The sequence below is a fragment of the Pantoea sp. Taur genome (assembly GCF_009830025.1).
Taxonomy (GTDB): domain Bacteria; phylum Pseudomonadota; class Gammaproteobacteria; order Enterobacterales; family Enterobacteriaceae; genus Pantoea; species Pantoea communis.
Genome location: NZ_SZZZ01000006.1, coordinates 62917 through 81297 on the forward strand (window position 1 = coordinate 62917; position 18381 = coordinate 81297).

An 18381-nucleotide genomic window follows, 5' to 3' on the forward strand; every position below is an offset into this window, starting at 1 on the left:
CTGCGGGCTCAATCATGCGGTGTTGAGGCGCTAATCAGCGCTTCTCGCGTTGCTGCGCTGCGCGGTAAGTCGGCGGTAATACGGCCATCGGCCATCACCAAAATGCGATCGGCCAGTGCCATCACCTCGTCCAGTTCAGAAGAGGAGAACATCACCGCCAGACCTTGCTGTGCGAGATTGCCAATCAGGTGGTACACGTCTGTTTTGGCCCCCACATCAATCCCGCGTGTGGGTTCATCCAGCAAAACCACTTGAGGGCCCGTCATCAGCGCTTTTCCCAGCACCACTTTCTGCTGGTTACCGCCGCTGAGTGAGGTAATCGGCAGTTCTGGATCGCTCACTTTGATGGCGAGATGACCAATCATTTCATCGACGCGACGCAGCTCTTTGTGGGGATTGAGTAAGCGCAGCGCACGGCGAAAACCGCGCAAGCTGAGATCGCTTAACGTCATGTTGGCGGTGATCGACATCAACTGCACCACGCCTTCGGTTTGTCGGTCTTCCGGTACCAGCGCAATGCCTTTTTTCAGGCGCTGCTGGAAGTTGCGTTTATCCAGCACTTCGCCATTCAAACTGACGCTGCCAGACTGACAATGCATCATGCCTATCAGCCCTTTAAACAGCTCGGTGCGGCCCGCGCCCAGCAAGCCGTAAATGCCGATCACTTCGCCCTTGCGCAGTGAGAACGACACATCATTGAGCTTATAGCCGCCATTCTGATGCAGCGCCGTCAGGCCGTTAACGTGCAAAACCGTTTCGCCCTGTGCAGCGGGCTGATAGTCGAAGTGCTTTTTCTTGTCACCAACCATCTGTTCGATGATCCAGGGAACTGACGCATCACGCACTTCCCGCTCGCTGATAAAGCGACCGTCACGGAAAATGGTGATGTGATCGCCAATTTCCATCAGCTCTTCCAGCCGATGCGAGATATAGATGATGGTCACACCACGCCGCTTCAGCTGGTCAATCACGTTGAACAACACTTTCACTTCAGACTGGCTCAGCGCACTGGTGGGTTCATCCATGATCAGCACGCGCGTATCTTTCGACAGCGCCCGAGCGATCTCGACCAGCTGCTGATGGCCGATCCCCAGTTCGCCCAGCGGTGCATAAGGGTCAACATCCAGTTCCAGCCGCTCCAGCAGCGATTTTGCTAATGCGTACTGATACTTTTCATTGATCACACCGCGCTGAAAAAACTCGTTGGCGATAAAGATGTTGTCCATCACGTTCATGTTGGGGAACAGGTTAAGTTCCTGAAAGATGATGCTGATACCGTGCTTTTCCGCCTGATGAGTGGAGCTGAGCGACACCACTTCTCCGTCCAGCAGAATTTCACCGGATGAAGGCGTTTCCACGCCCGCCAGCATCTTCATCATGGTGGATTTACCGGCACCGTTTTCGCCAATCAGCACGTTCACTTTGTTGCGATAGACGCGGTAATTCACCTGATCGAGTGCAGTCACGCCGGGGTAAATACGTGACACATTACGGGTTTCGATGATCACGTCACTTTGAGGATTTTGCATATCCGCTCCTTACTGCCGCACGATGGCAGCAGGTGTGACATTCGGCACCTGCTCAGGCGTATCGAAGCTGCTAAACACGCCCGAAATTTGCACCTTATCGCCGACTTTGGGCTTGAAGGCGCTCATCATGTTGGCTGCCTGCTGATTAATGGCGCGGCTGTAGTCGCCAAAAAGCACCTGATCGTTGAAGTCCTGATAGCTGGCTCCTTTATAGGCATCACGCAGCACCGTGCCAGGGAAAATCGGACCGACCTGCACCGTCACGTTATCGCCGGAAACATCTTTCACCGTCATGCGGCCATTGCGCGAAGTGGTATTGACCGCCGTCACCTCACCACTGACCTTGACGCTAAAGACACAGGGGTTCTCTTCCTGCGCGCGGTAGCCGTAGGTTTGACAGGCGCTGTCAAAATCTTTGGCGGACTTCAACGCATTCAGCAGTTCCGCCACCGGCTTCGCATCGTGCTGAATCTGCGGCACCAGTTTCTGCTGCCAGGTCTGAGCAATATTGGCCATTTTAGGATTGGGGGGATTTTTCAGGTCGGCCAGCTCCTGCTGCGACACAATGCGGCAACCGCTAAGGATCACGACAGGCAGCAGTAACCAGAGTCGTTTGTGCATCACATTCTCCTGGGCGCCTGCTGTGCAGGCGCACCGATTATTGATTACGACTTGTAGTTAAAGTCCTGCACACCTTTAGCATTGTCCGGGGTGATTAAAATGCCGCGGAACATCACGCGCTGCTTCTCCGGCTTCACCCCTTTCTGGATGAAGTTGTCGAGATCGGTCACGCCCTGCGCAGCAATAGCTTGCGCCTGCAACATTACCGTAGCTTTCAGATCGCCTTTTTCTACCGCATCACGCTCGTCGTTGCTGCCGTCGATACCCACCACGGTGACATCGTTGCGGCCTGCGGCTTTAAGTGCCGCAATCGCGCCCAGCGCCACCGGGCCGTTGCCACAGATCACGCCTTTCACATCGGGATGAGCCTGCAGGATGCTGTCCATGATGCGTTTGCCATCAATCAGGGTGCCTTTCGCATCCTGACGTGCGACAGATTTCATATCCGGATACTGATCCAGCACCTGGTGGAAGGATTTCGAACGGGTGACACAGTTGTTGTCCGCGAGGTTACAGGTCAATTCGGCATAGCTGCCCTTTTCACCCATCTTCTCAACAAACACGTTGGCGACGTCTGAGCCGGCCTGGAAGTTGTTATGGGTGATTTGCACCAGCGCCACATCATCTACAGGAATCTCGCGGTTAATCAGCACCACCGGAATCCCGGCAGCCTTGGCTTTTTTGATGGCCGCGACGCTGGCGGTAGAGTCGGCGTTATCCAGCACAATGCCCTGCACTTTTTTACCGATAGCGGCATCGATCAGCTCGCTCTGCTTCTTGACGTCTTCACCGTGCGACAGCACGCTGGTTTTGTAGCCCAGCTCCTGCGCTTTCAGGTTGGCGCCTTTGGCTTCAGAAGCGTAATAAGGGTTATCCAGCGAGTTCACCAGAATCATGATGGTGCCTTTGTCGGCAGCGAAACTGGATTGGGCGATCAGGCAACTGGCAATGGCTGTGAACAACAGGGTACGTTTTTTCATCTTCGTGCTCTCTCATTGTTTTGTTGTTATTGCAGGGTTGAGGCCGTACTGGTGCTGGCGCGGCATTACCAGATGGTGAAGCCGCCATCGATCATTAAATCTGCGCCGGTGATCATGTCGCTGCCGTTGCTGGCGAAGAACAGCACGGCGGCGGCGATTTCATCGGTGTAAGCAAAACGCCCTAACGGGATCAGTTTTTTCATCTGTTCGCCCTTCTCACCGCGCCAGGCTTTTTCGCCCATCGGCGTCAGCACCACGGTGGGTGACAAGGTATTGACGTTGATGCGGTGCGGCGCGAACTCCTTGGCCATGACTTTGGTCATACCAAGCAGGCCGGCTTTGGCGGAGGTATAAGCCACGTGGTTATCAATGGCGATGGAAGCCGCTTGCGAGGCGATATTGATGATCTTGCCGCCATTACCGGCGCGCACCATGCGTTTGCCCGCTGCTTGCGAGCAGAGGAAAGGACCCGTGAGATTGACGGCGATCTGCTTCTGCCACTCGGCAAAGTCGGTTTCCAGTACCGGCTGTAACATCACATAACCTGCACAGTTCACCAGAATATCGATGTGGCCGTAGTGCTGTTCAACCTGGTTGAACGCCGTCTCGACTGAGCCAGCATCGGTCACGTCACAGCACACCAGCAGTACACGATCGGCAGAGAATTGTTCCTGCACAGCCGCCACGCGATCGCTTTCGAATGGAGGGTAAAGCAGGGCCAGCCGTGCACCTTTCTCTAACAGCATGGCGTTACTGGCCATGGCAATCCCACCCAGGCCACCGGTCACCACCGCCACTTTGCCGGTGAGATCCAGATCGGTATTCACGCCGTAGCGCAGGTTGATATCGTATTCCCCACTCATCCCTTCTCTCCTGTGTGCATGTTCAGCGGCTCTGGTTATCTCTGGCCGGATAGGTTTGCAGTAACATTGATTTTCGAACAAAAATATAAGCTATCGTTTCGCAATGGTTTGTGGGTGAGATCAAATTTCATACAAATGATGCAAACTATTTTTATCTGTCTGTATTTTAAGTAAATAACTAAATATCACGTTTTGTGATATAGAAATAACAGCTGGCAGGTGTATGTGAAATCAATTGCATGGCTTTATCTTATTTTCATTCGAAAATGCATCTTTGTGCGAGCCGCCTCGCAAATCCCTGGTACGCAGAGTAAAATCATCATGGGTTTTCTTATTGCCAAAACCAGACCGTGATTGGAAAGAGGGAGCATTTCGATTGAAAAGCAAATCTGAGCAGCTGGCTGATATGCAGCAGCGTCGTGAGAAGATCCTGGAGATGATCCGCGAAGACGGCACAGTCACGGTTAAAGCGCTTACCGATACCTTTGGCCTGACCGAAGCCACCATCCGCACCGATTTGCGTATGCTGCAAAAAGCCGGGCATGTGCAGCGTTATCACGGTGGCGCCACGCTGATGACCGGTAAGCAGAACACCGGCGCACTGCTGCTTGAGCGTCAAACTCACCTTGATGAGAAAGAAGCCATTGGCCGGCTGGCCGCGCAGTATGTGGAAAATGGGGATACGGTGATTTTCGATTCTGGCACCACCACCACCGCCATTGCGGAAGCAATTGGCCACATCCGTCGTTTATCGGTGATCACCACGGCGGTGAATATTGCGCTGAAGCTGGGGGGTGAACCGGGGATTAATATCCTGCTGACGGGGGGGACCTTCAAATTTCCAACACTCTCGACGTCCGGTGAGAAAGCCGCTTCTTTCTTTGAAAACGTGTTGGCCGAAAAGCTGTTTCTCGCCACCGCCTGTATTTCGCCCCGCCTCGGGTTAAGCTTCCCCAGCGAGACGGATATCAAAGTGAAGATGGCGATGATCAACTCCGCCAGTACGGTATTTGTGGTGGCCGACTCCAGCAAAATCGATAAGGTGTCGATGTTTGCCCTGCCCTGTGACTGGAGCAAAATCCATTATTTGATTACCGATCGCGGGATTACGCCGGCGCAGATTGCAGCGTTTGAAGCGTTAGGTGTACAGGTGTTGGTGGCAGGCATTGAAGAGGCAAAAAAACGCGCGGTGTTTTGAGCATGCATTCAGGGGCGGCCAACTCGCCGCCCCCTCAATGCTGATTAGAAACCTAAGCTATCCAGCAAGTCATCCACCTGATCCTGGTTCGCTACCACGCCTGGTGCATTGGCATGGATCTGCGGGCCATTCAACAGGCTGCTGGCGTCTTTACGCGCGGCAGCGTTGGCTTCAGGCATATTCTCCAGCAGCACCATCAGCAACTGACGCTCGATCTCCTGGATCACATCCATCATGCGCTTAATCACCTGACCGGTAAGGTCCTGGAAATCCTGCGCCATCATGATCTCAAGCAGTTGCTTGTTGGTGTACGAGGTATGCGACGGCACATCACTGAGAAATTCGCGCGTATCCGAAACCAACTCGCGTGCATCCGCCAGCTCAATCGGGTTTTCAAACCACGCATCCCAACGGCCTTTCAGCTTGTTGGCGTTGGCTTCCATTTGGTCCTGGTGTGGCTGCGCGGCTTCAACGCAGTTGAGTGCGCGTTCTGCCGCTTGCGCCGTCATCTGCACCACGTAATCCAGACGGTCACGCGCGTCCGGAATCGCTTCCGCCGCTTCGGCAATCGCCTGGTCTAACCCCAATTCGCGCAGGCTGTCGCGCAACATGCGCGTCAGCGAGCCGATACGGGAAATAATGTCGTGTGCCGAGGCTTCTTCGGTTGGTTTCGGAAGGTCGCTCATCACATCTCCTTACATACCCAGTTTTTCGAAAATTTTACCCAGCTTTTCTTCCAGCGTGGCTGCGGTGAACGGCTTCACTACATAACCGCTGGCACCGGCCTGTGCAGCTGCAATGATGTTCTCTTTTTTCGCTTCGGCGGTAACCATCAGCACCGGCAGTTTGCTCAACGCCGCGTCCGCACGAATGGTCTGCAGCAGTTCCAGACCGTCCATGTTGGGCATGTTCCAGTCGGATACCACGAAATCAAAACCACCCGCACGCAGTTTGGTCAGTGCATCAACACCGTCCTCTGCTTCTTCAACGTTGTTGAATCCCAGCTCTTTCAGCAGGTTGCGGACGATACGACGCATCGTATTGAAGTCATCCACCACCAAAAAGCGCATGTTTTTATCAGCCATATCTACTCCTGTGTTGTCTCGTCCGGCAGGACGGGCTCGTTAAATTCGCAATGCCTGTCCGGCGCTAATTTTTGCCAGCATGTGCTGACTGATGTGTCCTAAATCGACTACTTCACTGGTGCCGCCCATCGCAATCGCTTCGCGCGGCATACCAAAGACGACGCAACTTGCTTCATCCTGCGCGATGGTCCAGGCACCGGCGCGATGCATTTCCAGCATCCCGGCGGCACCGTCGTTACCCATCCCGGTGAGGATGACACCCACGGCATTTCGTCCTGCGTGCACCGCCACGGACCGGAACAGCACGTCAACAGAGGGCTTATGACGGTTCACCGGCGGGCCATCATTCAGTTTCACCACGTAGTTGGCGCCACTACGGCCCAACTCCATGTGCATCGCGCCCGGTGCGATATAGGCATGACCGGGCAAAATACGTTCGCCATCTTCCGCTTCTTTCACGGTGATCTGGCAGAGCTTGTTCAGGCGCTCAGCAAACGAGCGGGTAAACCCTGGCGGCATGTGCTGCGTGATCAGCAGCGCCGGGCTGGTCGCGGGCAGCGGCTGCAGTACATGGCGAATCGCCTCGGTGCCGCCAGTGGAAGAGCCAATCGCAATCAGCTTCTCACTACTCAACAGCGGGCCAGCTTTCAGCATCACCGGGCCGGGTGTGGCCGGGCGCGCATGCAATTTGGCCCGGGCCGCTGCGCGAATTTTGTCGGCGATCATCTGGCTGTACGCCAGCATGCCCTCGCGAATACCCAACTGCGGCTTTGTGACGAAATCCACTGCGCCCAATTCCAGCGCGCGTAATGTCACTTCCGATCCTTTACCGGTCAGCGATGACACCATCACGACTGGCATCGGACGCAGGCGCATTAACTTCTCAAGGAAGTCGAGGCCATCCATACGCGGCATCTCGACGTCCAGCGTCAGCACCTGTGGGTTGTATTGCTTGATTAAATCCCGCGCCACCAACGGATCGGGCGCGGTAGCGACCATCTCCATATCGGCGTGGCTGTTGATGATCTCCGTCATCAACTGTCGCATTAGCGCGGAGTCATCCACGCACATCACGGTGATTTTGCTCATCGTCTTTCCTTGGTCAATCCATAGACTGTCTGTCCACGCAGCCAGAACTCTTTACTGATCTGGCTGAAGTTCTCTGAGTGTCCAGCGAACAGCACACCGCCGGGCTTCAGCAGGGGAACGAAACGGCGCAGAATTTTTTCCTGCGTCTCTTTATCGAAATAGATCATCACGTTGCGACAGAATATTGCGTCGAACGGACCCGGCAACGCCCAGTCGTTGGCCAGTAAATTCAGCTGCGAATAGTTCACCATGCTGGCGAGATCGGAGCGTACGCGTACCATGCCTTCATGCGGCCCGGTGCCACGCAGGAAAAAGCGCTGCAGCTGCGATTGCGATAAGGTGCGCAGCTCTTCCTGGCGATACACCCCCGCCACGGCTTTTTCCAGTACCTGTGTATCAATGTCGCTGGCGTGCACCTGGAACTTACCCGGTCCGGTACCCAGCGTTTCCGCCAGCGTCATGGCGATGGAGTACGGCTCTTCGCCGGTTGAGGCGGCGGTACTCCACACGCTGTAACTGCCACTGCGCTTACGCGCATGATCCGCGAGGATCGGGAAATGATGCGCCTCGCGGAAGAATGAGGTCAGGTTGGTGGTCAACGCGTTAATAAACGCCTGCCACTCTGCACTGTTCTGGTCTTGCTCCAGCAACGCCAGATAACGACCAAAATCATCAATGTTCAGCGTGCGCAAACGGCGCACTAAGCGGTTATAAACCATCTCCCGCTTGTGATCGGCCAGCACGATGCCTGCGCGTTGATAGATCAGCTGGCTGATACGACGAAAATGCGTATCTGAAAGCGGCAGGCGCTGCACCATTTGCGAGAGCAGCGTTGTCGCTTCACTTGGATCCAATAACGTCGATTTCTTCATGTCAGGTCACCCGGCAACAAACTGATTAAATTGTGATACTGCGATTACTGCTGCGCTGCCAGTTGGGCCGCCTTGCGGCGGCCACACGGATTAAAAGGTTTCCCAGTTATCGTCCGCGCTACGTGCACCTGCGGGTTGAGCCAGCGCTTTGACTGCGGCTGGACGCAACATTTTTGGCGCTGTAGATACGTTAACGGCCTGAGCGACAAATTCTTTACCAATATTGAACACCGCAACCGACTGTTTCAGTCGACTGGCCTGATCTTCCAGTGCGGCAGCCGCCGTGGCTGACTCTTCTACCAGCGCGGCGTTCTGCTGTGTCACGCGGTCCATCTCGTTCACGGCCAGACCCACCTGGTCGATTCCGCGACTCTGCTCATCAGACGCCGAGGCGATTTCGCCCATGATGTCGGTGACGCGAGTGACGGCGTTGACGATGTTGGTCATGGTTTCGCCCGCGCTCTCCACCAGCACCGAACCGGTGTTGACGCGACTCACCGAGTCTTCGATCAGACCTTTGATCTCTTTCGCTGCCTGGGCGCTGCGCTGTGCCAGACTGCGCACCTCACCCGCCACCACCGCAAAGCCACGGCCCTGTTCACCCGCGCGTGCTGCTTCAACCGCCGCGTTGAGTGCCAGAATGTTGGTCTGGAACGCGATGCCATCGATCACACTGATGATGTCCGCGATTTTCTTCGAGCTGCCGGTGATCTCTTTCATGGTGGTGACCACGCCATCCACCACTTTGCCGCCATGCTGCGCGGTTTCAGAGGCAGTGAGCGCCAGCTGCGAAGCCTGTCGGGCGTTTTCGGCGTTCTGCTTCACGGTGGCGGTCAACTGCTCCATGCTGGCAGCCGTCTCTTCCAGAGAAGCGGCCTGCTGTTCAGTACGTGAAGAGAGATCGTTGTTACCCATGGCGATTTCGCTGGCACCGGTGTAGATAGCGTCTGAACCATCACGCACGGTACGCACGGTATTCGCCAGCTCCTGCTGCATGTGCTGCAGTGAGCTGAGCAATTCACCCATCTCGTTGCGCATACTGACATCAATCTGCTGCGTCAAATCACCACGCGCGATGTGACGGATATGGTCGATGCTCTGCTTCAACGGACGAATCAGCACGTTGCGCATGCCGCTCCACACCAGCGCAATCACCAGCAGGGTCACCAGCAAAGTACCGATCACCAGCATAATGGAGTGCTGATAGGCGCTTTCGTTGGCATCAATACCCTGCTTTGCCAGCACCAGGTTATTGGCTAACCAGGCGTTGTAATCAGTTTCAAACTTATTCTGCAAACCCTGCGTAGGCTGGTCGACAAACCCTTTGAAGTTTCCTGTTCCCAGGAAATCAATCAGCTCTGCCAGTGCGCCACGGAAGGCCTTATAGTTGGCCTGCAGTGTCAATACGTTCTCAGCTGACTTCCCTTTTTCGGACAGGTTAGCGTTGAATTCCTCGAAGCCTTTGTCAGCGGTTTTCAACTCCTCACTTGCCAGCGCAACCAAATCTTTCACGGTTGCGCCTGAGCCAGCTTGCTGGCTGTCCAGCAAATAGCGGATCCCTGCACGGTTCAGCGTGTTACGCGCCTGAACCAGCGATACCCAAGAGGTGCCCATCGCCCGTTGCAGCGTACTGAGACGCTGGTTATAGGCAAAATTCTCTTTATCGGCTTTCACCGTGGTAAAAAACATCCCTCCGGAAAACAGCTGCAGCAAGGCAAACAGTGCCAGCACACATAACAGCCCGGAAACGACACGAATACGACTAAACATAAACACCTCATTGGTTGGCGGATCGCTCCTGTTATCGGCGTTCACAGAGGGATCTTTATGTTGTCTGCAACGGGTTGGACCAGCGGGAATTAAGGAGGATCAGGGATAAATTAAAGTGTGCCGACAGGTGAACGGGCGCACCTGCGTGCGCCCGGTTAAAAACGTTTAAAATGTCTCCCAGTTGCTGTCACTCACTGGCGCGGTGACAGTTTTGCGCGGTGTACTCAGCACCGGCTGCACGCTCGGTGACAAGCGCACCGCCGCAGTGGCCTGCGAGGCACGCGGCACACGGAATACCGCCACTGACTGGCTCAAACGACTGGCCTGCTCTTCCAGCGACGCCGCAGCAGCGGCGGATTCTTCCACCAGCGACGCATTCTGCTGGGTCACGCGATCCATCTCAGTGACCGCCTGGCCGACCTGATCAATACCGCGGCTCTGCTCATCCGACGCTGAGGCGATTTCGCCCATGATATCCGTGACACGCGTGACCGCGCCGACGATATCATTCATGGTTTCACCGGCGGTGCCGACCAGCTGCGAACCGCTGTTCACCCGGTTCACCGAGTCTTCAATCAGGCCTTTAATCTCTTTCGCGGCCTGCGCACTGCGCTGTGCCAGATTACGCACTTCACCGGCCACCACCGCAAAGCCACGGCCCTGCTCACCGGCACGCGCCGCTTCTACCGCCGCGTTCAGTGCCAGAATGTTGGTCTGGAAGGCAATGCCATCGATCACGCTGATGATATCGGCGATTTTCTTCGAACTGCCGGCGATATCACTCATGGTACGCACCACGCCATCCACTACTTCGCCGCCTTTGCGTGCGGTATCAGAGGCACTGAGCGCCAGCTGGGAAGCCTGACGGGCGTTCTCGGCATTCTGCTTCACGGTTGCTGTCAGCTGCTCCATGCTGGCCGCCGTCTGTTCCAGCGAAGCCGCTTGTTCTTCGGTACGCGCGGAGAGATCGTTGTTGCCCGCCGAGATTTCGCTCGCGCCGGTAAAGATGGCATCAGAGCCGTCACGCACGTTGCTGACGGTACGCACCAGCGACTGCTGCATCTCATGCAGGCTGGCCGCCAGTTGGGTCATCTCGTTACGTCCTTCCACGGCAATATTCTGCGTCAGATCGCCAGAAGCGATATGGCGGATATGGCCCAGCAGCTGATGCAATGGCTGGATCAGCACCGCACGCAGACCAAACCAGCAGCCGACAATCACAAACACCACCACCAATGCCACTACTGCCAGCAGCCACATCATGGTGTGGAACGCTTGCTGGTTCTGCGCCACGCCTTCCGCCGCCAGCGCACTCTGCGCCGTTCGCCACTCTGCATAGGTGGCCTTCATCTTCACCTGTTTGGCTTCAATGTTCTGCGCAAACATGCCTTGCAGATCGTTAGCTTTCAAACGTTCCAGCATCGCTTTCAAACCATCGTTGAAGGCGGCGTAGTCCGTTTCCAGGCGATCGCGCAGTGCGTCCGGCAAGCCTGGCGTACCCGGCAGATCGTAGTAACGCTGGTAGTGCCCGGCAGCCACATCCAGCTGCTTTTCAGTCTGTGCAATCAGCGCCTGAAGCTGGCCGCCGTTTGACTGTGCCGCCATGCTGCCCTGCATGCGCAGCATCGCGCGGTTTAACACGGTACGGGTCTGGTTGAGTTCGATCCAGGCATCGGACATCGCGCCGACGTTGTTGGTGGAGGTTTGCGCCACCGCAAAAGCTTCTTTGTCTTTTTGTAAGGCAGACCAGAACAATCCGCCCGACAGTAACTGCAAAGCACCAAAGACCAGCAAGACTGCGATCAGGCTGGTGACAACATTGATTCGTTTTAACATGAGTTCTCCAGAGAGTGAGGCATTTCGGCTCCCGCTGTTATCGACCGCAGTTGTTAAATTTTGAGGGGCTTTAACGGATTTTACGAAATATAATTCTGCCAATAACTTTCTTTACAGTGTTTTATAACTAAAGAAATTGTCATTAAAAAAAATGCGCCTTTATCGGATGAACGATAAAGGCGCATTGATGTTGTTAAACTAAAAGGATATTGCGGCAGTGGGTGCGCCAGCGCACACCACTGCAAGCGATTAAAACGTTTCCCAGTTACTGTCGCTGACTGGCGCCGTCACAGCTTTACGTGGCGCACTCAACACCGGCGGCGCGATCTGCGGATGGCGCACCACGGCACTGGCCATGCCAGGCTGTTCGGCACGCGGCACACGGAATACCGCCACAGACTGGCTCAGACGGCTGGCCTGCTCTTCCAGCGAAGCCGCTGCCGCAGCAGACTCTTCTACCAGCGAGGCGTTCTGCTGGGTCACGCGGTCCATTTCCGTCACTGCCTGACCGACCTGATCGATACCACGACTCTGTTCATCAGACGCTGAGGCGATTTCGCCCATAATATCGGTCACACGGGTGACCGCATTGACGATCTCACTCATGGTTTCACCGGCGGTACCCACCAGCTGCGAACCGCTGTTGACGCGATTGACAGAATCTTCAATCAGACCCTTAATCTCTTTCGCCGCCTGGGCGCTGCGCTGTGCCAGGTTGCGAACTTCACCTGCCACCACCGCAAAGCCACGCCCCTGCTCGCCAGCGCGCGCCGCTTCCACCGCTGCATTCAGCGCAAGGATGTTGGTCTGGAAGGCGATACCGTCAATCACGCTGGTGATATCAGCGATCTTCTTCGAACTCCCGGCGATATCGCTCATGGTGCGTACGACGCCTTCCACCACGTTGCCGCCCTTCTGTGCGGTTTCAGAGGCACTCAACGCCAGCTGTGACGCCTGGCGGGCATTTTCGGCGTTCTGTTTCACTGTCGCGGTCAGCTGTTCCATGCTGGCTGCGGTCTGTTCCAGCGAGGCAGCCTGCTCTTCCGTACGAGCGGAGAGATCGTTGTTACCTGCCGAGATCTCACTGGCGCCGGTGAAGATGGCATCAGATCCGTCACGCACGTTACTGACAGTACGCACCAGCGACTGCTGCATGTCATGCAGGCTGCTCGCCAGTTGGCTCATCTCATTGCGGCCTTCAACGCTAATACTCTGGGTCAGGTCACCCTGCGCGATCGACTGAATGTGGGCAATGTTAGTGTTCAATGGATTAATCAGGATGCGACGCAGGTTCACCCAGCACAGTCCAATCACCACTAATACCACCACCATGATAGCGCCCAGAATCCAGCTCATGCGGCTGAAGGCATCGGCATTTTTTTCCTGGCCTTGTGCTGCCAGTTTCGCCACATCCGCACGCCAGTCGGTGTAAGTTTTCAGGAACATACTTTGGCTCGGTGCCACCGGCACGCTGCCCGCTTTCGATAAATCGTTGGCGAGAAGCGCATCCTGCATCTGGCTCAATGCCGTGGCGTAAGCGGTATAGCCCTCATCCAGTTGACCTGTGAGTTCCTTATTTTGTCCCGGTGTATCCGGAATCGCTTTATAGAGTTTGAAATTATCCGCTGCTTTTTGCTGGAACTGTTTGCTGTCGTTGAACAGCCCCTCAATATCCGGCTCTTTGTTGGCCAGTTTACTGGTGGCGATACGCAACTGGATACGCGTCAGTACAACACGGCTCTGGTTGAGGCTCATGTAGGCATCATTCAGCGCCGAAAGGTTTTGGCTCGCTAACTGCGACACATTGAAGCTGGATTTATCGTCGTTTAAGGCTTTGAGGAATATTGATCCGGATATGACCTGCAGCAGGCCAAACATCAGTAGCACCACCAGCAGACTGGTGACGACGCGAATTTTTTTTAACATAGATAGCCCTGGGAAAAGTAAGTAAATGGAACGCAATATTTATCGGCGGGCGAGGCAGGGAGTTTAATGAAAGTTGTGTGAATAAATATTGTTATTATCTGATTTTTATGGAAATTATTTCAATGCGGAATTATCACGGGCCGATGCTGCCAGCCCGTGATTGTCGATGATTACGCGCTACGCAGCGTATCCACCAGCGCCATCTCTTCGCTGCTCAGCAGCTTCTCGATGTCGACCAGAATCAGCATACGCTCGCCCAGTGCGCCGAGGCCGGTCAGGTACTCGGTGGACATGGTGACCGCGAATTCCGGTGCCGGACGGATCTGTTCTTGCATCAGAGACAGCACGTCAGACACGCCATCCACCACGATACCCACGACGCGGTGCTCAAGATTCAGCACGATCACCACGGTGTTTTCGTTGTATTCCACATCCTGCTGCGCGAACTTCACGCGCAGGTCGATGATTGGCACGATCACGCCACGCAGGTTCGTCACACCCTTGATGAACTCAGGGGTGTTAGCAATGCGCGTTACCTGATCGTAACCCCGAATCTCCTGCACTTTGAGAATGTCGATGCCGTACTCTTCGTCACCCAGGGTGAAAACTAAGAATTCCTGGCCCACGGTTTCGCCAGCGATTTTGGTCACGGTTGCCATGTCAGTCATTTTTTTGCCCTTTATTTATCTATTACGCTGCGGCACCGGCCACACGCTTTTCACGGTTCAACGATTGCAGTGCAGAGACATCCACAATCAGCGCCACACTACCATCGCCGAGGATGGTGGCGGCTGAAATGCCCGGCACTTTGCGGTAGTTGCTTTCCAGATTCTTCACCACCACCTGATGCTGGCCTATCAGCTGATCCACCAGCAGTGCATAACGACGGCCTGCGCTCTGCAGAATCACCACGATGCCCTGGGTCGCATCGGTTTTGGCATTCTGCACATCAAACACATTCCACAGCTCCACCAGCGGCAGGTATTCGCCACGCACTTCCAGCACGCGCTCGCCACCGGCCAGCGGTTTCAGCTCTTCAGCCGTTGGCTGCAGGGATTCCATCACCGCGTTCAGCGGCAGAATGAACACTTCATCTGCCACGCGCACTGACATGCCATCAAGGATGGCCAGCGTCAGTGGCAGCAGGATGCGAATAGTGGTGCCTTTGCCCTGCTTCGAAGAGATTTCGACGTGACCGCCCATCTCCTGAATGTTTCGTTTTACCACGTCCATGCCCACACCACGGCCGGACACGTCAGTCACCTGCTCCGCCGTTGAGAAGCCCGGTGCGAAGATCAGCATGCCAACTTCTTCATCGCTCATGCTGTCGCTGACCGGCAGGCCAGAGGACAGGGCTTTCGCCAGAATACGTTCACGGTTCAGACCGGCACCGTCATCGATCACTTCGATGCAGATATTGCCGCCCTGATGTTCCGCTGACAGCGTCAGATTGCCCACCGCTGTTTTGCTCGATGCCAGACGCTTCTCTGGCGTTTCGATACCGTGGTCAAGGCTGTTACGCACCAGGTGCGTTAACGGATCGATAATGCGCTCGATCAGACTCTTATCCAGTTCAGTTGAGCTACCCAGCAGCGTCAGCTCCACTTCTTTGCCCAGCTTGCTGGCCAAATCGCGCACCAGACGCGGGAAGCGGCTAAACACATACTCCATCGGCATCATACGAATCGACATCACCGACTCTTGCAGGTCACGCGCGTTACGCTCCAGCTGGCCCATGCTGTTCAACAGGTCACCGTGCGCCACAGGATCCAGTTCGCCAGAACGCTGTGCCAGCATCGATTGGGTAATCACCAGCTCGCCGACCAGGTTGATCAGCTGATCCACCTTCTCAACCGCAACACGAATACTACTGGATTCGCTGGTTTTGGCCGGCGCTGCCGCACGTTTCGCTTCACGTTTGGCTGGTGGGGTGATGTCGGTTACGGTGGCAGTTTGCACCGGTGCAGGGGCTTCCACCGCAACGGCTTCGGCAGGTGCTGCTGCGACGGCGGCCGCGCCTTCCGGGAAGTGAATCTGCGCTTCATCAATCACAAAACAGAGCACCGCAACGATGTCGTCTTTACCAACGCCATCAATGGTCACTTCCAGCGAGTTGGTGCCTTTCACCACGTTGGAGACAGTGCCGAGATTACCCAGCTCCTCCAGCATCAGTTCCGGCTCTTTCTCTTTCAAATCGATCAGTTGCAGGCGTAAACCCGCTGCTGATGCTGGGGCGGCGGCGATCTCTACCACGTCGGCCACTTTTGCCGGCTCGGGTGCGATTCCTTTGGCTTCCAGCGCCAGCTGACGCAGTGCTTCGCAGATATATTTGAAGTTTTCTGCGTTGGGTTCCTGCGCCGTTTTATAGGCATCGAGCTGTTCTTGCATAATATCTTTGGTTTCCAAAAACAGGTTGATGATGTCGGTGCTGAGCTGCATTTCGCCGCGGCGCGCACCATCCAGAATGTTTTCCAGGATGTGGGTGGTTTCCTGTAAAACCGTAAAGCCAAACGTACCGGCTCCGCCCTTAATGGAGTGGGCGGCGCGGAAGATGGCATTCAACTGCTCGGAATCGGGCTCCTGGGGATCCAATCCCAACAGGTGTTGCTCCATATCCGCTAACAGCTCATCGGCTTCATCGAAAAACGTCTGGTAAAAATCGCTGATGTCCATGCTCACGGGATCACCTCGGCTGTGAGGGTTGGTCTGGTGTCACCGCGCCTGCCGCTGGCTGCGCTGCTGGTGCAGGCGCCACCGCACTGGCCGGCGAAGCCGGAGTCGCGGTAGAACTTGCGGGTGCAGCAGATGCAGCGGGACCGGTCGGTGCGGTAATGTCGGGAATAATTTGTGCCGGGTCAGTTATCTGCGCGGCATCGCTCTCAGAGTTCTCTTTCTCAATCGCAGCCTGGGTGTCATGGTTCAACACCAGCAGACTGATACGACGGTTTACAGCATCGTTCGAACCACGATTCTTTAACTTCATGGTGTCAGCCATGCCCACCACGCGCAGCATTTTGCCCCCATCCAGCCCGCCAATCACCAGTTCACGACGTGAGGCATTGGCGCGGTCGGCTGAGAGTTCCCAGTTACTGTAGCCGCGATCGCCCGTCGCATACTGGAAGTCATCCGTATGGCCAGCCAGGCTGATTTTGTTCGGAATATCATTCAGAACCGGCGCAATGGCGCGCAGGATGTCACGCATGTACGGCTCCACTTCTGCGCTACCGGTTTTGAACATTGGGCGGTTCTGGCTATCAATAATCTGAATGCGCAGCCCCTCTTCCACCATGTTGATGATCAGATGCGGACGCAGTGCTTTCAGACGCGGATCGGCTTCAATCAACTGGTCCAGCTTTTCGCGCAGACGATTCAGACGAATCTCCTCCAGCTTTTTCTTCTGCGCATCCATATCGACCACTTTCTTCACTTCGCCGTCTTTACGTGTTGGATCGTCACCGCCACCGGGGATCGGGCTTTCGCTATCGCTGCTGCGCTGGCCACCGGTCAGCGCGACTTTCAGCGGTGTACGAAAGTATTCTGCAATCTGAATCAACTCTTTCGGGCTGGAAATTGAGAGCAGCCACATCACCATAAAGAACGCCATCATCGCCGTCATAAAGTCGGCATAGGCAATCTTCCACGAGCCGTGGCTGCCATGATGACCTTTATGTTTGCGCTTTTTAACCAGCACAATGGGGCGATTGCCTGCCTTCATGAGTTCTGATCCGAGGTTTGTTTCGCAGGATTTTTCGCGTTACGCACATGTTCTTCCAGCTCGGAGAACGACGGACGCTCAGCGGAATACAGGGTTTTACGCCCAAACTCCACGGCGATCTGCGGTGCGTAACCATTCAGACTGGAGAGCAAAGTCACCTTGACGCACTGCATCATTTTGGTGGTTTCAGCACACTTCTGACGCAGCACTGACGCCAGCGGCGAGATAAAGCCATAAGCCAGCAAGATACCAAGGAAGGTTCCCACCATGGCGTGTGCGACCAGCGCGCCCAACTCTGCTGCCGGGCGATCGGCTGAGGCCAGTGCATGTACCACGCCCATTACCGCCGCCACGATACCGAAGGCAGGTAAGCCATCGCCCATGGCCGATATACTTTGCGCCGGCACTTCACACTCGTGCTCGTAGGTCTCGATCTCTTCGTCCATCAGCGCTTCGATTTCAAACGCATTCATATTTCCGCTCACCATCAATCGCAAATAGTCGGTAATAAAATCCACCAACTGTTTATCGGACAAAATACGCGGATAGTTAGCAAAAATTTCGCTCTGGCTGGGATCTTCAATGTCACGTTCTAATGACAGCATGCCTTGCTGACGTGATTTCGCCATCAGGCGATACAGCAGTGCCATTAAATCCATGTATACAGCTTTGTTATATTTCGAGCCGCGCATTAACATTGGCAAGGCTTTTAATGTTTTCTTGATCGACTTGCCATTGTTGCCCACTAAAAAGGCACCAATACCGGCACCGCCGATAATAATCAGCTCGGCAGGTTGATAAAGCGCCCCCAGATGGCCACCGACCATCATATAGCCGCCCAACACGGAGCCGACGACCACGATATAACCCAGAATAATCAGCACAAAAAATCCTTAC

16 protein-coding genes are annotated in these 18381 nt (G+C 55.2%); 1 reads left to right on the plus strand and 15 read right to left on the minus strand.

Going from position 1 to position 18381, the window contains the following annotated elements; translation table 11 throughout:
• Positions 1 to 8 precede the first annotated feature (8 nt).
• From FD744_RS10465 to FD744_RS10480, 4 genes are all read right to left on the minus strand, one after another.
• Positions 9 to 1529 carry a sugar ABC transporter ATP-binding protein gene (locus FD744_RS10465; RefSeq protein ID WP_160868180.1) on the minus strand — a complete coding sequence of 507 codons (1521 nt, stop codon included), beginning with the start codon at positions 1527 to 1529 and terminating at the stop codon, positions 9 to 11.
• A gap of 9 nt (positions 1530 to 1538) precedes the next feature.
• On the minus strand, positions 1539 to 2150 hold the full coding sequence (locus FD744_RS10470) for a DUF2291 family protein (RefSeq protein ID WP_160868181.1): 612 nt from the start codon (positions 2148 to 2150) through the stop codon (positions 1539 to 1541).
• Between the two features lie 44 nt (positions 2151 to 2194).
• The gene (locus tag FD744_RS10475) at positions 2195 to 3130 is read right to left on the minus strand and encodes a D-ribose ABC transporter substrate-binding protein (protein ID WP_034821808.1); all 936 of its coding nucleotides are present in this window, start codon (positions 3128 to 3130) and stop codon (positions 2195 to 2197) included.
• A gap of 65 nt (positions 3131 to 3195) precedes the next feature.
• Positions 3196 to 3993, minus strand: coding sequence for a GolD/DthD family dehydrogenase (locus FD744_RS10480; RefSeq protein WP_160868182.1), 798 nt, complete (start codon positions 3991 to 3993; stop codon positions 3196 to 3198).
• Between the two features lie 376 nt (positions 3994 to 4369).
• On the opposite strand from FD744_RS10480, the gene FD744_RS10485 reads away from it, so the two are divergent.
• Complete coding sequence (locus FD744_RS10485; RefSeq protein ID WP_160868183.1) at positions 4370 to 5191, plus strand: DeoR/GlpR family DNA-binding transcription regulator; 822 nt, start codon at positions 4370 to 4372, stop codon at positions 5189 to 5191.
• A 44-nt stretch (positions 5192 to 5235) separates the two neighbouring features.
• On the opposite strand, the gene cheZ is transcribed toward FD744_RS10485, so the two are convergent.
• From cheZ to motA, 11 genes are all read right to left on the minus strand, one after another.
• Positions 5236 to 5877 carry a protein phosphatase CheZ gene (cheZ, locus tag FD744_RS10490; protein ID WP_160868184.1) on the minus strand — a complete coding sequence of 214 codons (642 nt, stop codon included), beginning with the start codon at positions 5875 to 5877 and terminating at the stop codon, positions 5236 to 5238.
• Between the two features lie 9 nt (positions 5878 to 5886).
• Positions 5887 to 6276 (minus strand): chemotaxis response regulator CheY, encoded by a 390-nt coding sequence (cheY, locus tag FD744_RS10495; RefSeq protein ID WP_007892562.1) that lies wholly within the window; start codon positions 6274 to 6276, stop codon positions 5887 to 5889.
• A 39-nt stretch (positions 6277 to 6315) separates the two neighbouring features.
• Positions 6316 to 7365 (minus strand): chemotaxis response regulator protein-glutamate methylesterase, encoded by a 1050-nt coding sequence (locus FD744_RS10500; RefSeq protein ID WP_058959712.1) that lies wholly within the window; start codon positions 7363 to 7365, stop codon positions 6316 to 6318.
• Positions 7362 to 8237 (minus strand): protein-glutamate O-methyltransferase CheR, encoded by an 876-nt coding sequence (cheR, locus tag FD744_RS10505; RefSeq protein ID WP_160868185.1) that lies wholly within the window; start codon positions 8235 to 8237, stop codon positions 7362 to 7364. Before cheR ends, FD744_RS10500 begins: the two co-directional genes overlap by 4 nt.
• A gap of 90 nt (positions 8238 to 8327) precedes the next feature.
• A complete protein-coding gene (locus FD744_RS10510; protein ID WP_160868186.1) occupies positions 8328 to 10007 on the minus strand; it encodes a methyl-accepting chemotaxis protein in 1680 nt (559 codons plus the stop codon).
• A gap of 165 nt (positions 10008 to 10172) precedes the next feature.
• Entirely contained in the window at positions 10173 to 11843 is a 1671-nt protein-coding gene (locus FD744_RS10515; RefSeq protein ID WP_160868187.1) for a methyl-accepting chemotaxis protein, read from the minus strand.
• Between the two features lie 249 nt (positions 11844 to 12092).
• Positions 12093 to 13769, minus strand: coding sequence for a methyl-accepting chemotaxis protein (locus tag FD744_RS10520; RefSeq protein WP_160868188.1), 1677 nt, complete (start codon positions 13767 to 13769; stop codon positions 12093 to 12095).
• Positions 13770 to 13939: 170 nt separating this feature from the next.
• On the minus strand, positions 13940 to 14437 hold the full coding sequence (cheW, locus tag FD744_RS10525) for a chemotaxis protein CheW (protein ID WP_034821837.1): 498 nt from the start codon (positions 14435 to 14437) through the stop codon (positions 13940 to 13942).
• A 22-nt stretch (positions 14438 to 14459) separates the two neighbouring features.
• Positions 14460 to 16442, minus strand: a complete 1983-nt coding sequence (cheA, locus tag FD744_RS10530) for a chemotaxis protein CheA (RefSeq protein ID WP_202403476.1) — start codon at positions 16440 to 16442, stop codon at positions 14460 to 14462.
• Between the two features lie 10 nt (positions 16443 to 16452).
• Complete coding sequence (gene motB / locus FD744_RS10535) at positions 16453 to 17484, minus strand: flagellar motor protein MotB (protein ID WP_034821843.1); 1032 nt, start codon at positions 17482 to 17484, stop codon at positions 16453 to 16455.
• Positions 17481 to 18368 (minus strand): flagellar motor stator protein MotA, encoded by an 888-nt coding sequence (gene motA, locus FD744_RS10540; RefSeq protein ID WP_034821846.1) that lies wholly within the window; start codon positions 18366 to 18368, stop codon positions 17481 to 17483. The genes motB and motA overlap by 4 nt, the downstream gene beginning before the upstream one ends.
• Between the last annotated feature and the right edge of the window lie 13 nt (positions 18369 to 18381).

Excerpts from the sequence above, each read along its gene's own strand:
- FD744_RS10515 (WP_160868187.1), bottom strand. The coding sequence starts at position 11,843 with ATGTTAAAACGAATCAATGTTGTCACCAGCCTGATCGCAGTCTTGCTG.
- FD744_RS10500 (WP_058959712.1), bottom strand. The coding sequence starts at position 7,365 with ATGAGCAAAATCACCGTGATGTGCGTGGATGACTCCGCGCTAATGCGA.
- cheY (WP_007892562.1), bottom strand. The coding sequence starts at position 6,276 with ATGGCTGATAAAAACATGCGCTTTTTGGTGGTGGATGACTTCAATACG.
- FD744_RS10475 (WP_034821808.1), bottom strand. The coding sequence starts at position 3,130 with ATGAAAAAACGTACCCTGTTGTTCACAGCCATTGCCAGTTGCCTGATC.
- FD744_RS10520 (WP_160868188.1), bottom strand. The coding sequence starts at position 13,769 with ATGTTAAAAAAAATTCGCGTCGTCACCAGTCTGCTGGTGGTGCTACTG.
- FD744_RS10480 (WP_160868182.1), bottom strand. The coding sequence starts at position 3,993 with ATGAGTGGGGAATACGATATCAACCTGCGCTACGGCGTGAATACCGAT.
- cheR (WP_160868185.1), bottom strand. The coding sequence starts at position 8,237 with ATGAAGAAATCGACGTTATTGGATCCAAGTGAAGCGACAACGCTGCTC.
- cheA (WP_202403476.1), bottom strand. The coding sequence starts at position 16,442 with ATGGACATCAGCGATTTTTACCAGACGTTTTTCGATGAAGCCGATGAG.
- motB (WP_034821843.1), bottom strand. The coding sequence starts at position 17,484 with ATGAAGGCAGGCAATCGCCCCATTGTGCTGGTTAAAAAGCGCAAACAT.
- FD744_RS10465 (WP_160868180.1), bottom strand. The coding sequence starts at position 1,529 with ATGCAAAATCCTCAAAGTGACGTGATCATCGAAACCCGTAATGTGTCA.
- cheW (WP_034821837.1), bottom strand. The coding sequence starts at position 14,437 with ATGACTGACATGGCAACCGTGACCAAAATCGCTGGCGAAACCGTGGGC.
- FD744_RS10470 (WP_160868181.1), bottom strand. The coding sequence starts at position 2,150 with ATGCACAAACGACTCTGGTTACTGCTGCCTGTCGTGATCCTTAGCGGT.
- FD744_RS10510 (WP_160868186.1), bottom strand. The coding sequence starts at position 10,007 with ATGTTTAGTCGTATTCGTGTCGTTTCCGGGCTGTTATGTGTGCTGGCA.
- cheZ (WP_160868184.1), bottom strand. The coding sequence starts at position 5,877 with ATGAGCGACCTTCCGAAACCAACCGAAGAAGCCTCGGCACACGACATT.